A 21,419-nucleotide genomic window follows, 5' to 3' on the forward strand; every position below is an offset into this window, starting at 1 on the left:
CCCCTGTCACCGTGTGCCGTCACGGCTCTACCATCGGCTTATCCGTAGCAGGCTCCCCTCCGTTTCTGCCCGACGGCTCGCCGGCGTGCGAGCCCCAAGCCCTACGGAGCATCGGGGGATGCACATGAACAGCGTTCCGCAGCACCTGCTGAGCGAGGACCGCCAGGAATTCGAGCGGGTCCTCGATGAGGCGCTGCGCTCCGCACCACACCGACCGGAACTGGCCGCTGTCGGACAGCGGCTCAACCCCGAACAACTGCGCACCATGGCGCTCAACGCCTCCGCGCTCATCACAGCGGCCGCGGCGACCGAGTACCAGCACTACGTGAAGGTCCGCGAGGAACTGCGTCACCCGGCGCCGTCCACCCCCGCGTCCGCCGGCGATTCCGGTTCCGCCGAGCCGGGTACGGACGCGATGGGGCTCGCCACCACCCTCGGCGAAGCCGCCGAGACCACCGGAGCGGGCGCCGTCGCCGTGATCGCGGTACTGGCGCCCGTCCTCGCCGGGACCGCTGCGGCGATCTTCCTGCTCGTCGGCTACATCCTGAAGATGCTAGCCCCCGGCCAGGCCTTCGCCCAGACCATGCTCACCGCGGGATGGGTGTTCGGCGCCGTGGCCGCGGCCGCGATCCTCGTCGCCGCCATCGGGCTGCTGCTCACCGCCCTGCGCAACAGCGCCGCGGCGGAAGCCGGAACCCACGACGCGGCGAGGGCAGAGGTCGCCAGGGCCAGAGAGGCCTGGCGGGAGACTCTGTTGGAGCGCGGCATCCTGCCGTTCCTACGGGAAGCGCTCGCCCAGCCCGGCACGGCAGCCCTGCACCGCACGGCCCCGTCGGCCCCGACCGGCCGCATGCCGCGCCTCGGCTACGACCGGCCCGGCTTCAGCAGCCCCGACGACGGCTCCGCCTCCGGGCGTCCGAGCTTCACCAGCCCGGACTACACGAGCCCCGACTTCGGCGGCCCGGAACACCAGCCGGAATAGCCCGGCTTGCGCCCCCCGCCAGGGGCGCGGCCGGACACCCGGCCGCTCGCGCCCGCCCGTGACGCCCCTGACCCGAGCGGTCTTCGTACCGACCGGAACTGCGCCCAAGTCGCCCCGGTCATGGCGTCGGATCCGGCAGCCGGACCACCGCGATGCCTCCGGCCTGAGCGATCGCCAGGCGGGTCCCGTCGGGGTGCAGCGCCGCGACCGAGGTCGGCTCATGGGCGGCTCCCATGGACCCCTCCCGCCGCGACGCAACCACCGTGGGCCATTCCTCCATCACCGCACCGGTGGTTATGTCGATCAGCCGGGGACGCCCCTGCAGGGAGATGACCCGGCCACCTCCTGCGAGCAGCGTGCCGACCTCGAAATCCACGTCGTTCCGGTGCAGCCAGCGGCGCTCGGACAGGGACCAGACGCCGAGTTGCCGAGTGCCCAGGGCAGGCGCCTCCTCTTCGTCATCGAGGGTGTATTCACTGGTCGCGACCACCACGCGGTCGCTGTCGAGCCAGCACGCCGCGGCCACTTCGGCGTCGAGGCCCGGCTGCATCGACAGCACTCCGTCTCTGTCCAGAACGGCCGGGTCCGTCAGCGCCTGGTCCAGGTCGAAGACCTCGGCGATGCCGTACGGCTGCCACACCCAGCCGGCCACGAGCAGATGCCTGCCGTCGGGACTCACCGACAGCCGGGAGTGGAACACGTCCCGCTCTGCCCGTGCGCCCTCGGTGAGCCGCTTGCCCGACTCCACCTCCTCGACCTGGAGGACGTGATACTGATCCGGACAGTGGACCAGGATCTCGCGACCGTCCCGCAGGACGCCCAGTGTCACGGGGTAGTCGAAGGAATCGGCGTGATACGGGCTGCGTGTCAGCTCCCGGAGAGGGCGGGCCCCTTCCAGCAGCAGAGCTCTGGTTCCGCGCTCGGTGTAGACGACGGTGTAGCGGCCGGACGGGGAGACGACGCATCTGTCGAACCCGGGATCGTGGTCGATGGACGCCTCACGCTCCACACCGGCAGGGTCCCAGGCACGGCCGCCCAACGGATCGGCCAGACCGTCACCTTGCCAGACGAGCGACCGGACCGGAGACATCGTCTCCAGCACAACCACGGACTCCATGGCTATCCCCCCGTAACCACCGAACTCTGCCGGGGCTGCTTCCCGGACACTTCCGCCTCAGGAAGCAGCGCCCCTGCTGCGTCCTAGTCCGCCAACGGCAGGTACACCCGGTTACCCGCGGCCGCGAACTCCTTCGACTTCTGGGCCATGCCCTCCTCGATCTCCGTCTTGGTGCCGCCGTGTTCGCGGCGGATGTCCTGCGAGATCTTCATGCTGCAGAACTTCGGCCCGCACATGGAGCAGAAGTGGGCCGTCTTGGCCGGCTCGGCCGGGAGGGTCTCGTCGTGGAACTCCCGTGCCGTGTCCGGGTCCAGGGCGAGGTTGAACTGGTCCTCCCACCGGAACTCGAAGCGGGCGTCGGACAGCGCGTCGTCCCACTCCTGCGCACCGGGGTGCCCCTTGGCGAGGTCGGCTGCGTGGGCGGCGATCTTGTAGGTGATGACGCCGGTCTTGACGTCGTCACGGTTGGGCAGGCCCAAGTGCTCCTTGGGCGTGACGTAGCAGAGCATCGCCGTGCCCCACCAGGCGATCATCGCGGCACCGATGCCGGAGGTGATGTGGTCGTACGCCGGCGCGATGTCCGTCGTCAGCGGGCCGAGCGTATAGAACGGAGCTTCATGGCAGATCTCCTGCTGAAGGTCGATGTTCTCCTTGATCTTGTGCATCGGGACATGGCCCGGGCCCTCGATCATGGTCTGTACGTTGAAACGCTTGGCGATCCGGTTGAGTTCCCCGAGCGTGCGCAACTCCGCGAACTGCGCCTCGTCGTTGGCGTCCGCGATCGAGCCCGGCCGGAGGCCGTCGCCGAGCGAGTACGTGACGTCGTAGGCGGCGAGGATCTCGCAGAGTTCCTCGAAGTTCTCGTACAGGAACGACTCCTTGTGGTGCGCCAGGCACCACGCGGCCATGATCGAGCCGCCGCGCGAGACGATGCCGGTCTTGCGGTTGGCGGTGAGCGGCACGTACGGCAGGCGCACGCCCGCGTGGACGGTCATGTAGTCCACGCCCTGCTCGGCCTGCTCGATGACGGTGTCCTTGTAGATCTCCCAGGTCAGTTCCTCGGCCTTGCCGTCGACCTTCTCCAGCGCCTGGTAGAGCGGCACCGTGCCGATGGGGACGGGGGAGTTGCGCAGCACCCACTCGCGGGTGGTGTGGATGTTGCGGCCGGTGGAGAGATCCATGACCGTGTCCGCGCCCCAGCGGGTCGCCCAGGTCATCTTCTCGACCTCCTCCTCGATGGAGGAGGTGACCGCGGAGTTGCCGATGTTGGCGTTGACCTTCACCAGGAATCGCTTGCCGATGATCATCGGCTCGATCTCCGGGTGGTTGACGTTGGCCGGCAGCACCGCGCGGCCCGCCGCGATCTCCTCGCGGACCACCTCGGGAGAGACGTTCTCGCGGATGGCCACGTACTCCATCTCCGGGGTGATCTCGCCCCGGCGCGCGTAGGCGAGCTGCGTGACCGCCGTGCCGTCACGGCCCCGGCGCGGCTGACGCGGGCGCCCGGGGAAGACCGCGTCCAGGTTGCGCAGCCCGCCGCGCGGCGAGGTGTGCTTGATCCCGTCGTCCTCGGGGCGGACGGGACGGCCCGCGTACTCCTCGGTGTCGCCGCGGGCGATGATCCAGTTCTCCCGCAGCGGCGGCAGGCCCCTGCGGACGTCGGTGTCGACGAGTGGATCGGTGTACGGGCCCGATGTGTCGTACAGCGTGACCGACTGCCCGTTGGTGAGGTGCACCTGGCGGACCGGCACCCGCAGGTCGGGGCGGGTGCCCTCGACGTATGCCTTGTGCCAGCCGATGGACTTCCCGGCCTCCTGGGACTTCTCGTCCTGGACGGAGGCAGGCGTGCGTGCGTCCTTGTTGGTCATGAGACCTACTCCCTACGCCGGCATTACCCGGTAACAGGTTCGGCGGTCGACGCAGCGGTTTCCGTCTGTCGATGTTCCCCGTGAAACCACGTTCCACGTGAAACATCGCGAGTACGGAGGTCAGCGCCCTCTCAGCCCGGTGCTCCGAGCTCCCGCGTGTGCAAAGGTGCCTCCACGCTAGCGTCAATTCGGGCGCGGTGAACAGGGGGCCCCTGTCGTTCTTGCGATGATCGGGCGGTGACCACAATGGAGCAGTACCCGTACCCGCCGCCTGAGCCGCCGCGCGGAGGCGGCTCAGGACAGGGCGGCGGACACGGCGACGACGGCCACGGAACCGGTTACGGACCCGGTCATAACCCCCGCCGCGGCAGCGGTGGCGGCCACGACCACGGGCCGGTGCGCCCCGGTCAGGGAACCGGGCATGCTCAAGGACACGGGCACGCCCACGCCTCGGGCGGCGACGGCGGCAACGGGCACCCGCCCGGACCCGGTCCGGGCGGCGGCCATGGCCACTCGCACGGTCACAGCCACGGACCCGCCGCGCCCGTCTCGAAGCATCTGCGCAAGGTCATCGCGGCGATCCTGATCCCGTTCACGGCCGCGGTGGTGGTCGGTCTGGCGCTGCTCTGGCCCGGGGGAGCCCCGCCGCACGAGCGCACCGGTGTGGGCTTCGACCGCCAGACCCAGCAGGCTACGGTCACCAAGGTCGTCGAGGTCAGCTGCAAGTCGGTGAACGCCTCGGGGGACACCCCGACCGGCGACACCTCCACCGCCGAGGGCAACTCGGCGCAGCAGGAGGCGAAGGGCACCTGCAAGAAGGCGACGGTCCGGGTCGACACCGGCAAGGACCAGGGCCGTACGTTCACCGAAATCGTGCAGCCGGACCAGTCACGACAGTTGCACCAGGGCGAGAAGGTCGTGGTCGCCTACGAGCCCTCGGCGCCGAAGGAACTGCAGTACTCCGTCACCGATGTGAACCGGAAGTTCCCGATGACGCTGCTCGCGGGAATCTTCGCGCTCGCCGTCGTGGTGGTGGGCCGGCTGCGCGGTGTCATGGCGCTGATCGCGCTCGCGGTCAGCTTCCTGGTACTGACGCTGTTCATCCTGCCCGCGATCCTGCAGGGGTCGAATCCGCTGCTGGTCGCCGTCGTCGGGTCGAGCGCGATCATGCTCATCGCGCTCTACATGTGCCATGGGTTGTCGGCCCGTACGTCCGTCGCCGTGCTCGGCACGCTGGTCTCCCTGCTGCTGATCGGTGTCCTCGGCTCGGAGTTCATCGACTGGGCCGCGCTCACCGGCAACACGGACGACAACACCGGTCTCATCCACGGCCTGTATCCGTCGATCGACATGAGCGGTCTGCTGCTGGCCGGCGTCATCATCGGCTCGCTGGGCGTCCTGGACGATGTGACGGTGACACAGACATCGGCGGTCTGGGAGCTGCACGAGGCCAATCCGGCGATGGGCTGGCGCGGGCTGTACCGGGCGGGTATCCGGATCGGCCGCGACCACATCGCCTCCGTGGTCAACACCCTCGTGCTGGCCTACGCCGGTGCCGCGCTGCCGCTGCTGCTGCTGTTCTCGATTGCGCAGAGCAGCGTGGGCACGGTGGCCAACAGCGAGCTGGTGGCCGAGGAGATCGTGCGCACGCTGGTGGGCTCGATCGGCCTGGTCGCCTCGGTCCCGGTGACCACCGCCCTCGCCGCCCTGGTGGTGTCGGCCGACCGGCCGGCTCCGGAAACGGCGGCCCCTGTCGGGGCCCAGCCCGCTCCGGCGCGCGGCGGCAGGGGACGGCGCCGGAAGCGATGAGCGGGCCCGCCGGTCCGGAATCCTGCCGAAGAAGCGTTCCTGCACAGTCTCACGCGGCACGACGGAACGCCCGGCGTCCCTGGTGCCGTATCGCTTCAGCCGGCGCTCTGTTCCTCGGCCAGGATGCGGTCCAGGGCCTCGTCGAGGTGGGCGTCGAAGTCGGCCAGCGCGCTCTCCTGGCCGAGCGGCACGAGCCTGTCCGTGCGGTCGAGGAAGGCCACGAGCGGCGGCACCGAGGAGCGGAACAGGGCCTGGTCGCTGCCGACCTGAAGCCGGATCAGCACCTCGCCCAGCATGTCGGAGTCGGCGGGCGCGATGTGCACGTCCCCCTCCCCGCACGGCCGTCCGACCCCGTCGATGAGCAGCTCGCGGCCGAAGGCCCAGGTCACCGGGGCATCCCCGGGCAGATGGAAGGTCAGCCGCACGGCATAGGGATCGCAGGTCTCGTAGCGCAACTCCACCGGAATGCGGAAGGAGAGCTCCTCCGACACGAGAAAGCTCATCATGACTTCTGCCTCTACCGATTCGCGCATCGCCTACCCCGTCATATATGACATCGACTGGCCGGGATTGATCCCCTCGACCGTGGTCAAATCTTGCTGAACGTACACAGCAGATCACAAGGAGTGAGTTTTCAGATACTGATAGAGAGCGTCAACGAGCCCAGATGGCGCCCGATCTCGGCCTGCAGACGGTGCGCGGCGGGCAGCAGCCGGTCGGCCTGGTGGGCAGGGAGCGAGATGGCCATCGTGGCCGCCGTGGTACCGACCGTGATCGGAATCGCCGCGCAGACCGTGCCGAGCGCGTACTCCTGCCGCTCCACCACCGGCTCCATCCGCGGCATCCGGGCCAGCCGGCGCAGCAGGGCGTGGTTGTCCCGCACGGTGTACGGCGTGATGGGCTGCACCGGATAGCGGGACAGGTGGTCCCGGCGGGCGTCCTCGTCCAGCTGGGAGAGCAGGCACTGTCCGATCGCGTGCGCATGGCCCGTCTCGCGGAAGTCGGCCCACTCCTCGACCGCCGGGGCCTCCGGCGAGTCGGAGACGCACATGACCTCGATCTCGCCGTCCCGGTACATCGCGTAGTACAGCGGCACACCGATGGAATCGCGCCAGTGTGCGAGGGTGTCGGCCACCACGCTGCGACGTTTCTGCTGCGCTCCACTGCTGCTCAGCCGCTCGACCGCGTCGCCGAGGAAGAAGAGCCCTTTTTCGCGGCGCAAATAGCCCTCGTGCACGAGGGTTCGCAACAGGTGATAGGTCGTGGGCAGGGCGAGGCCGGTCTCGCGGGCGAGTTGCTTGGCGGGAGCGCCGTACGCGTGTGCCGCGACGGTTTCCAGCAGGCGCATCGCGCGCTGGACGGATCCGATGAGGGTCGCGGTGGGTGGCTGCCCCGGGGCGTCGTCGCAGTGTGATGGTCCGGAGCACGATGGTCCGGGGACGGGTGCCGTGTGTGGTTGTCCGGGGACGGCCACGGTGGGTGGCGGCTGCGCGGGGGGTGCGCAGGAGTGCGGCGGGGTGGGGGGTGCGTGGGGTTCCGGTGCGGTGTCTACCGTGGCCAAGGGTCACTCCCGAAGCGCGAGGTGGAGGCAACCCGTGCGGAGAGAACACGGGTGGGGGTGTACGCCGCCCGCGGGGCCGGGCCCCGCATGGGGTTCCGGACTCTAACCGCCTGCCACCGCATGCAGACGGTCTGCCGGGGAAACTTCCCTCCCCCGAGGGAACCGGTGCTTTTCGTTACCGCTCACCGGCTCCCCCGTGCGTCACCAGTCGCTGCGCGACGAGGAGTTCGACATGAACTTGCGCACGATGTAGATCAGTCCGCCGACCAGGGCGACGAAGATCAGCGCCTTGAAGAGCAGGCCGATCACGAAGCCGACCACGGTCGCTATCAGGCTGCCGAACACGACCAGGGCGATGACCGGCACCGCGACCCACTTCACCCACCACGGCAGCCCCGCGAAGATCTCTCGCATGCCCTCGTCCTTTGCGTTCCGGTGCGTTCACGGCGCACTGCGCGCTGCCGTGGACGCAGTCCTCGATGTCTGCCTTCGATGCTAGGGCCGCCAGGGGCGCCGCGGGGGCCTCGCATCCCTTGCTGTCCCCTGACCCGCCCCCTAGGGAACCCCGAGACCGGGATCAGGCCTCAGGCGGAGAGAAGACGACCAGAACCCGCAGATCCTCGGTGATGTGGTGGAACTTGTGGGCAACGCCGGCCGGTACGTACACCACGCTGCCCCGCGCCACCTGGGTGGTCTCCAGACCGACCGTGATCGAGGCACGACCGCTGACGACGAAGTACACCTCGTCCTGGTTGTGCGGCTTCTGCGGGTCGTGCTCGCCCGCGTTCAGGGCGTACAGGCCGACCGACATATTCCGCTCCCGCAGGAACTGCAGGTAGGCCCCCTCATTGGCGGCGCGCTCCGCCTCCAGTTCATCCAGCCGGAATGCCTTCATCGCCGTTGTTCGCCCTCGCCCCACTGCTCGCCGTCGATCTGGTCTGCCACGATCAGACACATGAAGAATTTCGTAGTCAAGACGATCGCCAACGCGGGCGCCCTGGCCGTCGCCGTGTGGCTGCTCGACAAGATCACCCTCACGGGTGACAACACGGCCAAGAAGGCCGGCACGCTGATCGTGGTCGCGCTGATCTTCGGCCTGGTGAACTTCCTGGTCAAGCCGGTCGTGAAGGTGCTCACCTTTCCGTTGTTCATTCTGACCCTCGGACTGATCACCCTGGTCGTCAACGCGCTGATGCTGCTGCTGACCTCCTGGGTGTGCGGAAAGCTCGACCTGAGCTTCCACGTGGAGGGATTCTGGACCGCCGTCCTCGGCGGCTTGATCATCTCCATCGTCTCGTGGGCGCTGCACCTCGTGCTGCCCGACGAGGACTGAGCCCCCATGACCTATCGCGTCTGTTTCGTCTGCACCGGCAACATCTGCCGCTCCCCGATGGCCGCATCCGTCTTCCGCGCACGCCTCGAGGAGGCCGGTCTCGAGGGCCTGGTGGAGGTCGACAGCGCCGGCACCGGCGGCTGGCACGAGGGGGATGCCGCCGACCCGCGCGCCGTCTCGGTCCTCGATGAACACGGCTACGGCACCGAGCACATCGCTCGCCAGTTCCAGCCCTCATGGTTCGCCCGCCTCGATCTGGTGATCGCCCTCGACAGCGGCCACCTCAAGGCCCTGCGCCGGCTCGCGCCCACCGAGGAGGACGCCCGGAAGGTGCGCCTGCTGCGTGCGTACGCCCGCCCGTCGCCCGACCACCACCCCTCAACGAATGCTTCGCACGCCCCTTCTGAATGGGCCGACGACGACCTCGACGTACCGGACCCGTACTACGGGGGACGGGACGGCTTCGAGGAGTGCCTTGCGATGGTGGAGGCGGCGAGCACCGGCCTGCTCGCCGCCGTGCGGGAACAACTGGAGGGACGGGCCGCATGAGCGACGCCGGCAAGGACGCGGATCACATCGGTGACGGCACGCGCGCGGTACGGGCCGGACTGCCCGAGCCCGTCAAGAACGAACCGACCCTGCCCGGGCCGGTGTTCGCCGCCCACTACCACCTGCCGGGCGAGGTGTCGGGTCCGTATGCCTACGGCCGTGACGACAACCCGACCTGGACCCTGTTGCAGCGCGCGATCGCCGAGCTGGAGGCGCCCGGGCAGGACGATGTCGAGACGCTGGTGTTCCCCTCCGGGATGGCGGCGATCTCCGCGGTGCTGTTCTCCCAGCTGCGCGCGGGCGACGCGGTCGTCCTGCCCTCCGACGGCTACCAGGTGCTGCCCCTGGTCCGCGCCCAGCTGGAGGCGTACGGCATCGAGGTGCGCACCGCGCCCACCGGCGGCGACGCCCAGCTGGAGGTCCTCGACGGCGCCCGGCTGCTGTGGATCGAGTCGCCGTCGAACCCGGGGCTCGACGTGTGCGACATCCGGCGGCTGGCGGAGGCGGCCCACGCGCGCGGTGCGCTGGTGGCCGTCGACAACACCCTCGCCACCCCGCTCGGGCAGCGCCCGCTGGAGCTGGGCGCCGACTTCTCCGTGGCCAGTGGCACCAAGCAGCTGACCGGGCACGGTGATGTCCTGCTGGGCTATGTCACCGGTCGTGATGCCGAGGCGATGGCCGCCGTGCGTCGCTGGCGCAAGATCGTCGGCGCGATCTCGGGGCCCATGGAGGCCTGGCTCGCGCACCGCTCCCTCGCCACGCTCCAGTTGCGCATCGACCGGCAGAACGCGACGGCCCTGGCGGTCGCCGAAGCCCTGCGGCAGCGGCCCGAGGTCTCGGGGCTGCGCTATCCGGGGCTGCCCGACGACCCGGCGCACAAGATCGCCTCGCAGCAGATGCGCCGCTACGGCTGTGTGGTCTCCTTCACGCTGCCCACGCGCGCGCGTGCCGAGCGATTCCTCCAGGCACTGCACCTGGTCGAGGATGCGACGAGCTTCGGCGGGGTGCGCTCCACGGCCGAACGCCGCGGCCGCTGGGGCGGAGACCCGGTCCCGGAGGGCTTCATCCGCATGTCCGTGGGCGCCGAGGATCCCGCAGACCTGGTGGCGGATGTGGTGCGGGCTCTGGACGAGTCGGCACAGTGACTGGTTCGAACGTTGCCCTCCCGCCCTGCCGGCGGTCCGAGCCTCCCCCCTCGTGGCTCGGACCGCCCCCGGTTCCGCGCGCGAAGAACCGCGCGAACAAGGCTAGTTGACTCTCTGTCAGTGTCCAATCACGGTAGCGACAGAGACCTATCGACTTATTTATAGTTGGTGCCTGCCGGGGGCCGGAGGAGGGCAGGGAAAGGGGAGGGCGTGCCATGGATCTGGCCTTGCTGCGCACCTTCGTCACCGTGCACCGGGCCGGTTCCTTCACCCGCGCCGCCGCCCTGCTGGGCCTCTCCCAGCCGGCCGTCACCTCCCAGATCCGCACTCTGGAGCGCCAGCTGGGCCGCCCCCTCTTCCTACGGCAGGCCCGCGGTGTGACGCCCACGACCATCGGCGACGAACTCGCCCACAAGGCCGCGCCGCATCTCGACGCCTTGGTCGAAATAGCCGAGACCGGCCTGGACGACGAGTCCTCGTTACGGACGCTGCATCTCGCCGGCCCGCCGGAGTTCACCGCCGAACGCGCGCTTCCCGCCCTGACGGAGCTGACCGGCGACGACGGCCAGGGCTTCGCGCTGCGCGCCTCGTTCGGCACCGCGGAGGAGACGCTCGAGGGGCTGGCCGCCGGACACCATGACCTGGCCATCAGCACCGCCAGGCCCCGCGGCGCCCTGCTGACCGCCACCCCGCTGTGCGACGAGGAGCACATGCTGGTCGCCGCCCCGCGCTGGGCCGAGCGGATCGGCCCCGGAGCGCTGCGCCGCAAAGGGGCACCCGCGCTGGAGAACCTGCCGGTCGTCGAGGTCCATGAGTCGCTGCCCTTCGTCTCGCGCTACTGGGCCTCCGTCTTCGACTCGCGCCCGGCGGCCTCGGGCACGGTCATCGTCCCTGATCTGCGCGCGGTGCTCGCCTGTGCGATCGCGGGCGCCGGACTGGCGGTGCTGCCCCGTTATCTGTGCGCCTCAGGTCTCGAGCGCGGCGAGATCGTCACACTGCACGACCCCGCGGTGCCGCCGCTGCGCACGTACTTCCTGGCAGTGCGTACGGGAACGCTCGCCATGCCGCACATCGCGCGGGCGCATGAGTGGCTCCAGCAGTCGGCCGCGAGCTGGTGCTGAGCCGTTCACTCCGGGCTTCACGCGGTGCGTTCGGGTAGTGGCGCTATGCGATGTTTCACGTGGAACCAGCCGGGCCACATTTCTCCCATGACCGTCCGACCCGTGGTCAAGCGCACCGCCCGTGCTGTTCTTCTGGACGGTGACGACCTGATCCTGATCAAGCGCACCAAGCCCGGGGTCGATCCCTACTGGGTCACGCCCGGTGGCGGGGTCGAACCCGCGGACCCGACCGTCGTCGACGCCCTGCACCGCGAGGTGTACGAGGAACTCGGCGCCAAGATCACCGACGTCGTGCCCTGCTTCGTGGACACCGTGGAGCACATCGGCGAGGACGGCGGCGCGACCGGCGTGAAGGTACAGCACTTCTTCGTCTGCCGGCTGGAGTCCATGGACCCCTCGCTGCGCCACGGCCCCGAAGTGGATGAGCCGGCGGGCGAGTACGAGATCGTCCGGGTCCCGTTCACCCGGGTCGGCATCGCCTCCGTCCACCTCGTGCCGCTGTCGCTGCGCCACTACCTGGACGGCAACATCGAGGGCGTCCGCGCCATGCACGCCCCCGACCTCGGATAGCGGAAGAGCCGGCCGCTCAGTTCCCTACGACGATCAGCTCCTCGACCGAGTCGTGCCGTATGCGATCCGAGGGGATGCCGATGTCCCGCAGGGCGTCGACCCCGTTGCGGATCATCCCTGGCGGACCCGAGAGGTAGGCGTCGAACTCGTTCCAGGGCCCGTACTCCCTTATGGCGTCGGGAAGCTGGAGATGGGCCTGCTGGTCGATGACGGCCCGGACGGAGAGCCACGGATGGCTCTGCTGGAGCCTGAGCATGGTGTCGATGTCGTACAGGTCGTGGCCGGTGCGGGCGCCGTAGAAGACCTCGACCGTACGGCGGCGGCCGTGCTCCGCGACATCCTCGACCAGGGCCTTGATGGGCGCTATGCCGGTGCCGCCGCCCAGGCAGAGCAGTCCGCTGTCGGCGGTGTGGTCGACGGTCATCGAGCCGGTCGGCGGACCCAGGCGTATGACGTCTCCGGGCCGGGCGCGGTGCACCAGCGCGTTGGAGACCCAGCCGGCCGGGACGGCCTTCACGTGAAACGTCAGCAGACCGTCCGAACGGGGCGCCGAGGCGAACGAGTAGTGCCGCCAGACCCGGGGCCACCAGGGCGTCTCCATGCTGGCGTACTGCCCAGCGAGGAAGGGATAGGGCTGGTCCGGGCGGACGGTGACGACCGCGACGTCGGAGGTCCTGAGGTCATGCGCGACGACCTCGGCGTGCCACCAGGCCGGGGCGCGTAGCTCGTCCGCCGCCGCGGCGTCGATCATCACCTGGGAGATCGTCGTGTAGGCCCGTACCCAGGCCGCCTCGATCTCCGGATTCCAGAGTGCGGCGGCGTACTTGCTCAACGCACCGATGAGGCATTCGCCCACGGCCGGGTAGTGCTCGGCGCGCGTGCCGTACTTCCGGTGTCCACGGCCCAGGTTCTGCAGATAGTCGACGAGGACGGGCTTGTTGTCGATGTGCTCGGCGGCGGTGAGGAGAGCCTTCAGCAGCCGGTCCCGCTGGGTGTCCATCGCGGGCGGGAACATCGGGCGCAGGTCGGGGTGGCGGACGAAGAGGAGCGCGTAGAAGTAGGAGGTGACCTTGTCGGCGATGGGAGCGATCTCGGCCATGGTGCGGCGGATGACGACCGCGTCCGGTGAGGCCTCCTCGGCGGGCGGGGCGGAGCGTTGAGCGGGTACACGCTCTGATTCGGTGGTCCCGGGGGCCACCGGGCGAGAAGGCTCGGGAGCCTCGGCCGGCCATGGGCGCGGAGCACCGGGCGGGACCGGCGCGGGAGGCCCGGTGGGTTGCGCTGCGGGAGCATCGGGGGCGGGGTGTGCGAGGGGAGTGTTCGACGAAGGAGGGGCGGCGGGAGCGCCCGGAGTGGGCCCCACAGCAGGGGCGTCGGCCACGGGGTGAGCGGCGGGTGCCTCCGGCGCGGGGTCGGCGGTGCCCTCCCAGTTCGGCCGACCCACCGGGCGTATCACCGCGGGCCTGCGCCCCTCAGGCGTCTCCTGATCACCGTCGGGCGGGGTCGAAGGCGTCTTCCGCGGCGTGAACCAGCCGCCGCCGCCCGTTATGCCGTTCTCCCCCGACGTGGTGGTCGGAGCGTCCATGGTGCCCTCGCCTCGAACATCTATCGGTCGGTCTGCACACCTCCTCCCTGGGAGGTGCCTGCTTTCCCCCGGCGGGCGGCCAGCCGTAGCACTATCTCCGCAGCATCCCATCCTGAGCGGATGCCGCGACCGTGTACGCGGAAACGCGGGTCTTCGATCTCTTCGTCCCGTTAGGCTGACTGCCCTGCTCTCGGCCCGCACGGGATGCGTGCACTCCATCCCGGACGTGAACCGGAGTCGACCCTACCGGCCGTCGCCATGGGCACAAGTCCCCCCTTGCATCCCCATGACATGAGCAACGGGCGAACCATGATCTCTTTCAACTACCGGACGCGTGTCACCAATTCATAGGCATCCCACAGATCCCGCCCGGTGTAGGAATAGGTGGCCAGTCCGGACAGGTGGCCGTCCGCATTGACCGCGACGGAAACCGGTACAGCAGCAAACAACTCCTTGTCCGACAGTGAATCGCCGTACGCGACACAGTCCGCCCGACTCACACCGAACTCCTGGCAGAGCCGGTCCGCGATGGTCACCTTCGCCGCGGCGCTGAGCACCCCGGCCGGGTCCACGGGCTCGGTGAACGGCACGGCGGGAAAGCGTGAACCACAGGCCGCGTGTGCACCCCAGCCGAGGAGACGTTCCACGAAGAAGGACGGTGAGAGCGACACCACCGCGCAGTAGTCGCCCACACCTCTGATCTCCGCCCATACCTCACGAATCCGGGCCAGCCAGGGAGCCGCTTCGAAGGCCGCGCTCACCTGCGCCTCAGTCAACTCGACCCAAAGGTCGTACACCCGGGTTGCATACTCCGGCGGGCCTATCCTCCCCTCCGTGAGCGCCCGGTCCAGCGCCACGGTCTCCGTCTCCCTGCCCAACTGGCGGGAGATCTCCAAAGGAGCGGTGGAGCCGTGCAGCAATGTGCCATCGAGGTCGAAGAGATGGAGTCTCGCCATGGCCCGAGGCTAATGACCCTCCCGATGTTTCACGTGAAACACCCCCACCTTTCCGGGACCTGTGCGATTGGCCACGGCATGGCCAAAAGCACCTGCGTCTGCCGCGAAACAGGTGGACGTCAGGGGTGCCGGTCGGACAGCCTGACCTGCGTGCCAACTCCTTCCCTCGCCGCACTGCCCATCCGTCGACTGACGCTCCGCGATCTCACCGCCTGCGCCGACTTGTCCGAGGATCGGGGGTGGCCACGCGAGGAACACAAGTGGGGCTTCCTCCTCACAGCCGGGAAGGGCTATGGCATCGACGACCCCGAGGGCGGGCTCGTCGCCGCGTGCGTCGTGACGGAGTACGGTTCCTGGGAACGGTCCGCCCTCGGCGCCATCGGCATGGTCCTGGTGGCCGAGCGTCACTCCCGCCAGGGTGTCGGACGCCGTCTGATGCAGCATGTCGTAGCCGCCATGGGCACCACACCGCTGACCCTGCACGCCACGCCCAACGGACGTCCCCTCTACGAAGAACTGGGCTTCAAGGTCACGGGCCGGGCGGAGATGCTGACGGGGTACTTCACCCCCGGCGGGCCGGAACTCGCGGTGTCAACGCGTGCTGCCACCGCGGAGGACCTGCCCTCGATCGTCCGTCTCGACGAGGAGGTGTTCGGCGCCGACCGCACTCCCCTCATCACGCGTCTGCCCGCCTTCGCCGACCAGCTGCGTGTGGCCGAGGAGGACGGCCGGATCATCGGCTACACAGCCGCATGGCCCAACATGGACACCCATGTCGTCGGCCCGCTGATCGCCCGGGACACCGAGACGGCCCAGGCCCTCATCACCTCGCTCGCGGCCCACACGGACCGCCCGCTGCGCACCGACATCGACGTGCGCCACGAGGAGCTGCTGGCCTGGGCCAAGGCGCGGGGGCTGGCGTCCGTGGCCTTCAACGCCGTCATGGCCTACGGCATCACGGATCTGCCGGGGGACTGGACGCGCCGTTTCGCGCCGCTGACGGTGGCCGCGGGCTGAGCAGTCGTACGGCACAACGCCGGCCCGCCGCTCAAGGGCGGTAGCCGGCGTTGTCACGTCTCTGGGGAGTGCGGTCAGACAAGCGCCTGAACGGCTGCCGAAGCGAAGCCGTGGTCCTGGTCCGGCGTACCGCCGCCGACGCCGACCGCACCGATCAGACGGCCGTCCCGGTGGACGGGGAGACCGCCCGCGATGAAGAGCAGGGGCCGGTCCAGGGCCGTGGGCAGCGTGTGGAAGAGGCCGCCGGGCTGGACGGTGTCGACGAGGTCGGCTGTGGCTGCGTTCAACTGGAGCGCGGTGTAAGCCTTACGGGTGCTGGTCTCGCCGGAGATCAGTACGGCCCGGTCGTCCCGGCGGAAGGCGAGCAGGTGGCCGCCGGCGTCCAGGACGGTGATGCTGACGGTGGCTCCGGCCTCCTCGGCCGTACGACGGGCCGTGGCGACGAGCAGTTCGGCGTCCTCGGTGGTGAGCGGGGCGACGGTGGTGGTGCTCATGGAGCGGTCTCCTTGGTGCAGTAGTGCGTGAGGTGGTGCCGCACGGGCCGGCGCGGAGTAGGTACCGGCGGCCCGGGCGGCGGTCGGGTAGGGGCGGGCTCAGTGGTGGACGGCGGTGCCCTGCGCGGCGGGCGTCCCGGAGACGATCACGGCGCTCCGTACGCTCTCGCGGCGCTCCAGGGCGCCCGAGAGGACGGCGAGGACCAGGGCGGCTGCGGCGAGGGCGGCGCCGACCCAGTTGGGGGCGGTGTAGCCGAAGCCGGCCGCGATCACCATGCCGCCGAGCCAGGCGGAGAGGGCGTTGCCCAGGTTGAAGGCGCCGATGTTCACGGCCGACGCGAGCGTCGGGGCGCCGTGGGCCTGGTCGAGGACGCGTTTCTGCAGCGGCGGGACGGTCGCGAAGCCGAGGGCGCCGATCAGGGTGATGGTCACGGCGGCCGCGATCTTGTGGTGCGCAGTGATCGTGAACAGTGCGAGGACGACGGCCAGCGCGCCCAGGGAGACGTACAACATCGGCATCAGCGCGCGGTCGGCGAACCTGCCACCGATGAGGTTGCCGCCGACCATACCGAGGCCGAAGAGGACCAGCAGCCAGGTGACCGACCCGTCGGCAAAGCCTGCGATGTGGGTCATCATGGGCGCGATGTAGGTGATGGCCGCGAAGACGCCGCCGAAGCCGAGCACGGTCATCGCCATGGCGAGCAGGACCTGGGCGTTCTTGAAGGCGGCCAGTTCATGGCGCAGGTGCACACCCTCCTGCCTGGGCATCTCGGGCACCAGCTTGGCGACGCCGGCCAGGCCGATGACGCCGAGGGCGGCGACGATGCCGAAGGTGACGCGCCAGCCGACGTGCTGCCCGATGAGCGTGCCAAGCGGGACGCCGACGACATTGGCGACGGTCAGGCCGGTGAACATCATCGCGATCGCGCCGGCCCTCTTGTCGGGAGCCACCAGCTCGGCCGCGACGACCGAGCCGATGCCGAAGAAGGCACCATGGGCGAGGGAGGCGATCACCCGGCCGATCAGCATGACGGCGAAGGCAGGGGCCACTGCGGAGAGCAGGTTTCCGACGATGAACAGGCCCATCAGCAGCATCAGCATCCGCTTGCGGGAGACCTTGGTGCCGAGCACGGTCATCAGCGGGGCGCCGATCACTACACCGAGGGCGTAGCCGCTCACGAGCAGGCCCGCCGTGGGGATGGAGACGCCGAAATCTCCCGCAACCTCGGGCAGCAGACCCATGATCACGAACTCGGTCGTTCCGATTCCGAAGGCCCCGATCGCGAGGGCCAGAAGCGCGAGAGGCATGGGGGGGTACACCTTCCCAGATGATTGCAGGAGCACTTTGCGTGCGTTCACAATAGTTGCATACGCGGGCTATATGCAAGCGCGGACTATTGCGATGGTGCTCTACTCTGGACCCAGCCGCTCCGGGACGGAGGAAAACGCCAATGACAGCGACGGACCCCGCGCTCACCGCCCTCGCCCAGGGCTGGTGCGCCCTCTCTCTGCTGCACGGGAGGATCGAGGCGCACATCGAGCGCGCTCTGCAGGCCCAGCACGACCTGAGCGTGCGCGAGTACTCCCTGCTCGACGTGCTCAGCCGACAGCACGACGGCGAGGGCGGCCATCTGCAGATGAAGCAGGTCGCCGATGCCGTCGTGCTCAGCCAGAGCGCCACCACGCGGCTGGTGACCCGCCTGGAGGACCGTGGCCTGCTGGAGCGCTATCTGTGCCCCACCGACCGTCGCGGCATCTACACCAACGTCACGGAAGCAGGTCTGCGGTTGCTGGAGGAGGCACGGCCCACCAATGACACCGCCCTGCGCGAGGCTCTGGACGAAGCGGCCAGGAACCCCGAGCTGGCACCGCTGGTGCGTGTCGTGGAGTCCCTGAACGTGCCCGCATAGGGTGCGGCCATGGGAGATCTCGACATACGCCGTGCGACCGCGGACGACCTGCCCGCGATCGTCGCCCTGCTCGCCGACGACCCGCTGGGCGCCCAGCGTGAGTCACTCGACGACCTGACGCCTTATCTGGCAGCACTGGAGCGGCTGAACGCGGACCCGAATCAGCACCTCGTCGTGGCCGTCCGCGAAGGCCGTGTCATCGGCACCCTCCAGCTGACCATCATCCCCGGACTCTCCCGCAAGGGGGCGACCCGCTCGATCATCGAGGCCGTCCGCATCCACGCCGACGAGCGCGGCAGCGGCCTGGGCACACAGTTCATCGAGTGGGCTGTCGAGGAATCCCGCCGCCAGGGCTGCCAGTTGGTGCAACTGACCTCCGACACCAGCCGCACCGATGCCCACCGCTTCTACGAGCGGCTCGGCTTCACCGCCTCGCACGTCGGTTTCAAGCTCCAGATCTGAAACGGCGAGGGGCGGGTGTTTCACGTGAAACACCCGCCCCCAGCTCATGAGTCGGCTAGTCCGCGATCCCTCGCCAGCCCTTGGGGTCCACCCCACCGGGAACCTCGGCCCCCTCTTCGTACGGTTGCCGCGTGAACACGAACGACCCGAGGTCCAGATGGTCCACGGACCCGTCCGGGCGGCGTACGGCCCGCAGCGGCTCTCCGGCGTAGTAACCCTCCAGGCCCGTCCATGTTCCGTCTCCGTTCGAACGGAAGCGGGCCCGGCGGCCGCCGCCGGTCAGCGGTCCCAGCGCGAGCAGCCCGTCCGCCGTGACCCGCAGGCCGAAGGCGTGCGTCCCCCAGTACCACTGCCCGGCCAACTCCAGGACCTCCCGGTCCACTTCACGCAGCGGACGCCACGGCTCCGGGATACGTGGTTCCGCCTCGGCGACGATACGGACGAGATCAGCACCCACCGCCCCTAGCAACGGGCCGCTGGTGCAGTTGGCCAGCACCACCGCCGCCACGTCGTCCTCCACACTGACAGTGAGGTTCGCGAGAAAGCCCGGAAGCGAGCCGGAGTGCCCGACGAGGAGCCTGCCGTCGCGCTGCTGGATCTGCAGGCCGAGGCCGTAGGTCGCCCCTTCCACGACGTCGGCGACCTCGGCAGGCGCCGCGGGCGCCCGCATCTCCCGCACCGACTCCGCACTCAGCACCCGGTCGTCTCCCCCGGCCAGGAAGGCTGCGAACCGCGCAAGATCCCCGGTGGTGGACCACAGCTGGCCGGCCGGGGCCATCCGGCCGAGATCCTCCAGCGGTTCGGGCAGCAGTGCATCGGCCCAGGGATGCACCGCCCATCCGCCCGCGTGCGGCGCCTGGGGCTGGGCGCTGGTGCGGTGGAGGCCGAGCGGCTCGAGCACCTCGCTGCGCAGCACCTCCTCCCAGGGGGCGCCCCGGAGTTCCTCCACCAGTGCGCCGAGCAGCGTGTAGCCGGGATTGGAGTAGTGGTGGCGGCGGCCCACGGGGTGCAGAAGGGGCTGCTCGCCGAGGACATCGCTCAGTTCGGGGCGCAGCGAGCCCGGGGTCCGCTCCCACCAGGGGGCGGGCGACTCGGCCGCCAACCCGGCCGTGTGGGCGAGCAGTTCGGCGATCGTCGCCTCGCCCGCGCCGGTGCCCGGCAGATGCTTCTCCAGCGGATCACCGAGATCGAGGAGGCCCTCGTCACGCAGCCGCAGCACCAGGACGGCGGTGAACGTCTTGGTGATCGACCCGATCCGGTACTGCACATTCTCGTCCGGTCCGTGTCCGTCCACGGAGGACCTCGCCCCGTGCCATACGGCCCGCCCGTCCCGCACAACCGCGGCGACCAGTGAGGGCGCCCGGCCTTCGGCCTGAGCGACAGCAATCCGGTGCAGCAACGCCCGCCGGGTTCCCGGGAGCAGTTCTTCCTGAGATGACATGGGCCCAGTCCATCCGCTGGGGCGCGATCCGTCGAGTGCAATTCCCCCGCAGCCGGATGTAGGGTCTCGCCGCGTCCGACATGTCGATCTTTTGCGACCTGGGCTTTCTTGGTTGTCTCACGGCCGTGTCACCATGATCAGTCTCAAGTCCGTGGCATTTCCTCGTCCGACACCGGGCAGGTGAGCGGTCGTCCAGCCCACCACCGCTGTCGGCCCATTCCAGGGCGCTCAGGGGCGCACGCGAATGACGGTCTTGCCCTTGCGCCGCTCGGTCGGGTTGAGCGCGGGGACGGCGTCGTCGAGGGTCGCGACGGTTCCGATGTGCGTGCGAAGGCGCCCGTCCCGCACCCGGTCGACGATCTCCACCAGCTGACTCGGAACGGACTCGACGACGAAGTCGACCGCCAAGCCGTCGACAGGGCGAGCCTCAACAGGCCCGACAACCGTCACCAGCGTCCCGCCAGGCCGGATGATTCTCGCCGAGCGCCTTTGGATGTCAGCGCCGATGACATCGAAGACCACGTCGACCCCGCCGATGTCGTCGAGATCCTCGGTGGCGAGGTCGAGGAACTCGTTCGCGCCGAAGTCGAGCGCCGCCTGGCGGTCCGCCGCCCGCCCGGTACCGATGACGTAGGCGCCGAACTCCCGGGCAAGCTGCGTAACCACAGACCCGACTGCGCCGGCGGCGCCGTGTGCGAGGACGCTCTGCCCCGCCTGAAGACGACCGTGCTGGAACAGACCTTGCCACGCGGTCAGGCCGGAGATCGGCAGGCTCGCACCCACCGTGAAGTCGACGTTCCCCGGCAGCGGCGCCAGGTTGCGTGCCTCCACGGCCGCGTACTCGGCCAGGGTTCCATCGCGGTGCCAGTCCGTGATCCCGAACACCCGCTGTCCCAGCGAGAGCCCCGTCGTGCCGTAGCCGAGGGAGGTGACCACTCCGGCGAACTCGTGGCCGATGATCGCCGGGGCTCGATCGCGACCGGCGCGATCGACCCACGTCGAGGGCCACTCCCACTCCGCGGGGACGAAGCCCGACGCATGGACTTCAACGACGACGTCGTTGATCGCCGGCGTCGGCTCAGGCCGCTCCGCGAGTGTGATCCCGGCTGCTTCCGCGCCCGGATCCGTCGCGACGATTGCCTTCACTGGTACCTCCGTATATCTCGTGCTCGCCGGCTCTGTGCGCCGCCCAAGCCATGGAGTGGTGCTGATTAGCCCACAGAGGAACGGCAACAAGATCCGTCACCACAGACGGATGGACCACTGAAACGCGTCGAGTCCAACCGGAGCTCGACGAGCACCACACACCCAGGGCAGCAACACCCACCCACGCGCTAGTCTCACGGCGATGTCGCATACGACATCGATACGACACGGCTCGTGCGATTACGACATCAGCCGTAAGACCCAACAGCAGGTTGATGTAGGTTCTCACTTTCGGTGTCATGCGCCGACGCTGTGACCTGGATGTTCGTCTCCAGTTTCACGACATGCCGGCC

At 69.4% G+C, this 21,419-nt stretch carries 22 protein-coding genes; 10 read left to right on the plus strand and 12 right to left on the minus strand.

All coding sequences use genetic code 11. The annotated features are described in order from the left end of the window. The first annotated feature begins 118 nt into the window (after positions 1-118). Positions 119-982: a hypothetical protein gene (locus tag ACZ5DS_RS27595; RefSeq protein ID WP_468243461.1), complete on the plus strand. Its 864-nt coding sequence runs from the start codon at positions 119-121 to the stop codon at positions 980-982. 118 nt (positions 983-1,100) lie between these two features. Here ACZ5DS_RS27595 and ACZ5DS_RS27600 read toward each other — a convergent pair whose 3' ends face one another. Continuing rightward, positions 1,101-2,099: a WD40 repeat domain-containing protein gene (locus ACZ5DS_RS27600; RefSeq protein ID WP_468243464.1), complete on the minus strand. Its 999-nt coding sequence runs from the start codon at positions 2,097-2,099 to the stop codon at positions 1,101-1,103. Between the two features lie 83 nt (positions 2,100-2,182). Then, entirely contained in the window at positions 2,183-3,967 is a 1,785-nt protein-coding gene (thiC, locus tag ACZ5DS_RS27605) for a phosphomethylpyrimidine synthase ThiC (RefSeq protein ID WP_468243466.1), read from the minus strand. A 237-nt stretch (positions 3,968-4,204) separates the two neighbouring features. Here thiC and ACZ5DS_RS27610 point away from each other — a divergent pair, with 237 nt between their 5' ends. After that, complete coding sequence (locus ACZ5DS_RS27610; protein WP_468243468.1) at positions 4,205-5,776, plus strand: YibE/F family protein; 1,572 nt, start codon at positions 4,205-4,207, stop codon at positions 5,774-5,776. Positions 5,777-5,871: 95 nt separating this feature from the next. On the opposite strand, the gene ACZ5DS_RS27615 is transcribed toward ACZ5DS_RS27610, so the two are convergent. The 4 genes from ACZ5DS_RS27615 to ACZ5DS_RS27630 all read right to left on the minus strand — a co-directional run bounded on the left by ACZ5DS_RS27615 (position 5,872) and on the right by ACZ5DS_RS27630 (position 8,232). Continuing rightward, a complete protein-coding gene (locus ACZ5DS_RS27615; RefSeq protein WP_468243471.1) occupies positions 5,872-6,309 on the minus strand; it encodes an SsgA family sporulation/cell division regulator in 438 nt (145 codons plus the stop codon). A 101-nt stretch (positions 6,310-6,410) separates the two neighbouring features. Continuing rightward, positions 6,411-7,145: an IclR family transcriptional regulator gene (locus ACZ5DS_RS27620; protein ID WP_468243805.1), complete on the minus strand. Its 735-nt coding sequence runs from the start codon at positions 7,143-7,145 to the stop codon at positions 6,411-6,413. Positions 7,146-7,538: 393 nt separating this feature from the next. Continuing rightward, positions 7,539-7,751: a DUF5326 family protein gene (locus tag ACZ5DS_RS27625; protein ID WP_468243473.1), complete on the minus strand. Its 213-nt coding sequence runs from the start codon at positions 7,749-7,751 to the stop codon at positions 7,539-7,541. A 163-nt stretch (positions 7,752-7,914) separates the two neighbouring features. Beyond that, entirely contained in the window at positions 7,915-8,232 is a 318-nt protein-coding gene (locus ACZ5DS_RS27630; RefSeq protein ID WP_468243475.1) for a cupin domain-containing protein, read from the minus strand. Positions 8,233-8,292: 60 nt separating this feature from the next. Here ACZ5DS_RS27630 and ACZ5DS_RS27635 point away from each other — a divergent pair, with 60 nt between their 5' ends. The 5 genes from ACZ5DS_RS27635 to ACZ5DS_RS27655 all read left to right on the plus strand — a co-directional run bounded on the left by ACZ5DS_RS27635 (position 8,293) and on the right by ACZ5DS_RS27655 (position 12,055). Further along, positions 8,293-8,670, plus strand: a complete 378-nt coding sequence (locus ACZ5DS_RS27635; RefSeq protein ID WP_468243478.1) for a phage holin family protein — start codon at positions 8,293-8,295, stop codon at positions 8,668-8,670. A gap of 6 nt (positions 8,671-8,676) precedes the next feature. Further along, positions 8,677-9,219, plus strand: a complete 543-nt coding sequence (locus ACZ5DS_RS27640) for a low molecular weight protein-tyrosine-phosphatase (protein ID WP_468243480.1) — start codon at positions 8,677-8,679, stop codon at positions 9,217-9,219. Further along, positions 9,216-10,364: a cystathionine gamma-lyase gene (locus tag ACZ5DS_RS27645; RefSeq protein WP_468243482.1), complete on the plus strand. Its 1,149-nt coding sequence runs from the start codon at positions 9,216-9,218 to the stop codon at positions 10,362-10,364. Before ACZ5DS_RS27640 ends, ACZ5DS_RS27645 begins: the two co-directional genes overlap by 4 nt. Positions 10,365-10,579: 215 nt before the next feature. Then, positions 10,580-11,485 (plus strand): LysR family transcriptional regulator, encoded by a 906-nt coding sequence (locus tag ACZ5DS_RS27650; RefSeq protein WP_468243484.1) that lies wholly within the window; start codon positions 10,580-10,582, stop codon positions 11,483-11,485. 87 nt (positions 11,486-11,572) lie between these two features. Continuing rightward, entirely contained in the window at positions 11,573-12,055 is a 483-nt protein-coding gene (locus ACZ5DS_RS27655) for an NUDIX domain-containing protein (RefSeq protein ID WP_468243486.1), read from the plus strand. 16 nt (positions 12,056-12,071) lie between these two features. On the opposite strand, the gene ACZ5DS_RS27660 is transcribed toward ACZ5DS_RS27655, so the two are convergent. Both ACZ5DS_RS27660 and ACZ5DS_RS27665 read right to left on the minus strand, forming a co-directional pair. Continuing rightward, positions 12,072-13,640 (minus strand): globin domain-containing protein, encoded by a 1,569-nt coding sequence (locus tag ACZ5DS_RS27660; protein ID WP_468243488.1) that lies wholly within the window; start codon positions 13,638-13,640, stop codon positions 12,072-12,074. 323 nt (positions 13,641-13,963) lie between these two features. Beyond that, a complete protein-coding gene (locus ACZ5DS_RS27665; RefSeq protein ID WP_468243491.1) occupies positions 13,964-14,596 on the minus strand; it encodes an HAD family hydrolase in 633 nt (210 codons plus the stop codon). Positions 14,597-14,746: 150 nt separating this feature from the next. Between ACZ5DS_RS27665 and ACZ5DS_RS27670 the strand changes: the two genes are divergently transcribed. Next, on the plus strand, positions 14,747-15,613 hold the full coding sequence (locus tag ACZ5DS_RS27670) for a GNAT family N-acetyltransferase (protein ID WP_468243493.1): 867 nt from the start codon (positions 14,747-14,749) through the stop codon (positions 15,611-15,613). Between the two features lie 74 nt (positions 15,614-15,687). On the opposite strand, the gene ACZ5DS_RS27675 is transcribed toward ACZ5DS_RS27670, so the two are convergent. Both ACZ5DS_RS27675 and ACZ5DS_RS27680 read right to left on the minus strand, forming a co-directional pair. Then, on the minus strand, positions 15,688-16,107 hold the full coding sequence (locus tag ACZ5DS_RS27675; RefSeq protein WP_468243495.1) for a GlcG/HbpS family heme-binding protein: 420 nt from the start codon (positions 16,105-16,107) through the stop codon (positions 15,688-15,690). Between the two features lie 99 nt (positions 16,108-16,206). Continuing rightward, entirely contained in the window at positions 16,207-17,415 is a 1,209-nt protein-coding gene (locus tag ACZ5DS_RS27680) for an MFS transporter (protein WP_468243497.1), read from the minus strand. A gap of 143 nt (positions 17,416-17,558) precedes the next feature. Here ACZ5DS_RS27680 and ACZ5DS_RS27685 point away from each other — a divergent pair, with 143 nt between their 5' ends. Then, positions 17,559-18,017 (plus strand): MarR family winged helix-turn-helix transcriptional regulator, encoded by a 459-nt coding sequence (locus tag ACZ5DS_RS27685; RefSeq protein ID WP_468243499.1) that lies wholly within the window; start codon positions 17,559-17,561, stop codon positions 18,015-18,017. 9 nt (positions 18,018-18,026) lie between these two features. Further along, entirely contained in the window at positions 18,027-18,479 is a 453-nt protein-coding gene (locus ACZ5DS_RS27690) for a GNAT family N-acetyltransferase (RefSeq protein WP_468243501.1), read from the plus strand. A gap of 55 nt (positions 18,480-18,534) precedes the next feature. Here the strand turns inward: ACZ5DS_RS27690 and ACZ5DS_RS27695 are convergent, their stop codons facing one another. Both ACZ5DS_RS27695 and ACZ5DS_RS27700 read right to left on the minus strand, forming a co-directional pair. Further along, positions 18,535-19,920, minus strand: a complete 1,386-nt coding sequence (locus ACZ5DS_RS27695; RefSeq protein WP_468243504.1) for a serine hydrolase domain-containing protein — start codon at positions 19,918-19,920, stop codon at positions 18,535-18,537. A 228-nt stretch (positions 19,921-20,148) separates the two neighbouring features. Further along, positions 20,149-21,066, minus strand: a complete 918-nt coding sequence (locus tag ACZ5DS_RS27700; protein ID WP_468243506.1) for an NADP-dependent oxidoreductase — start codon at positions 21,064-21,066, stop codon at positions 20,149-20,151. Positions 21,067-21,419: the final 353 nt, after the last annotated feature.

Source organism: Streptomyces sp. NPDC031100, from assembly GCF_055570785.1.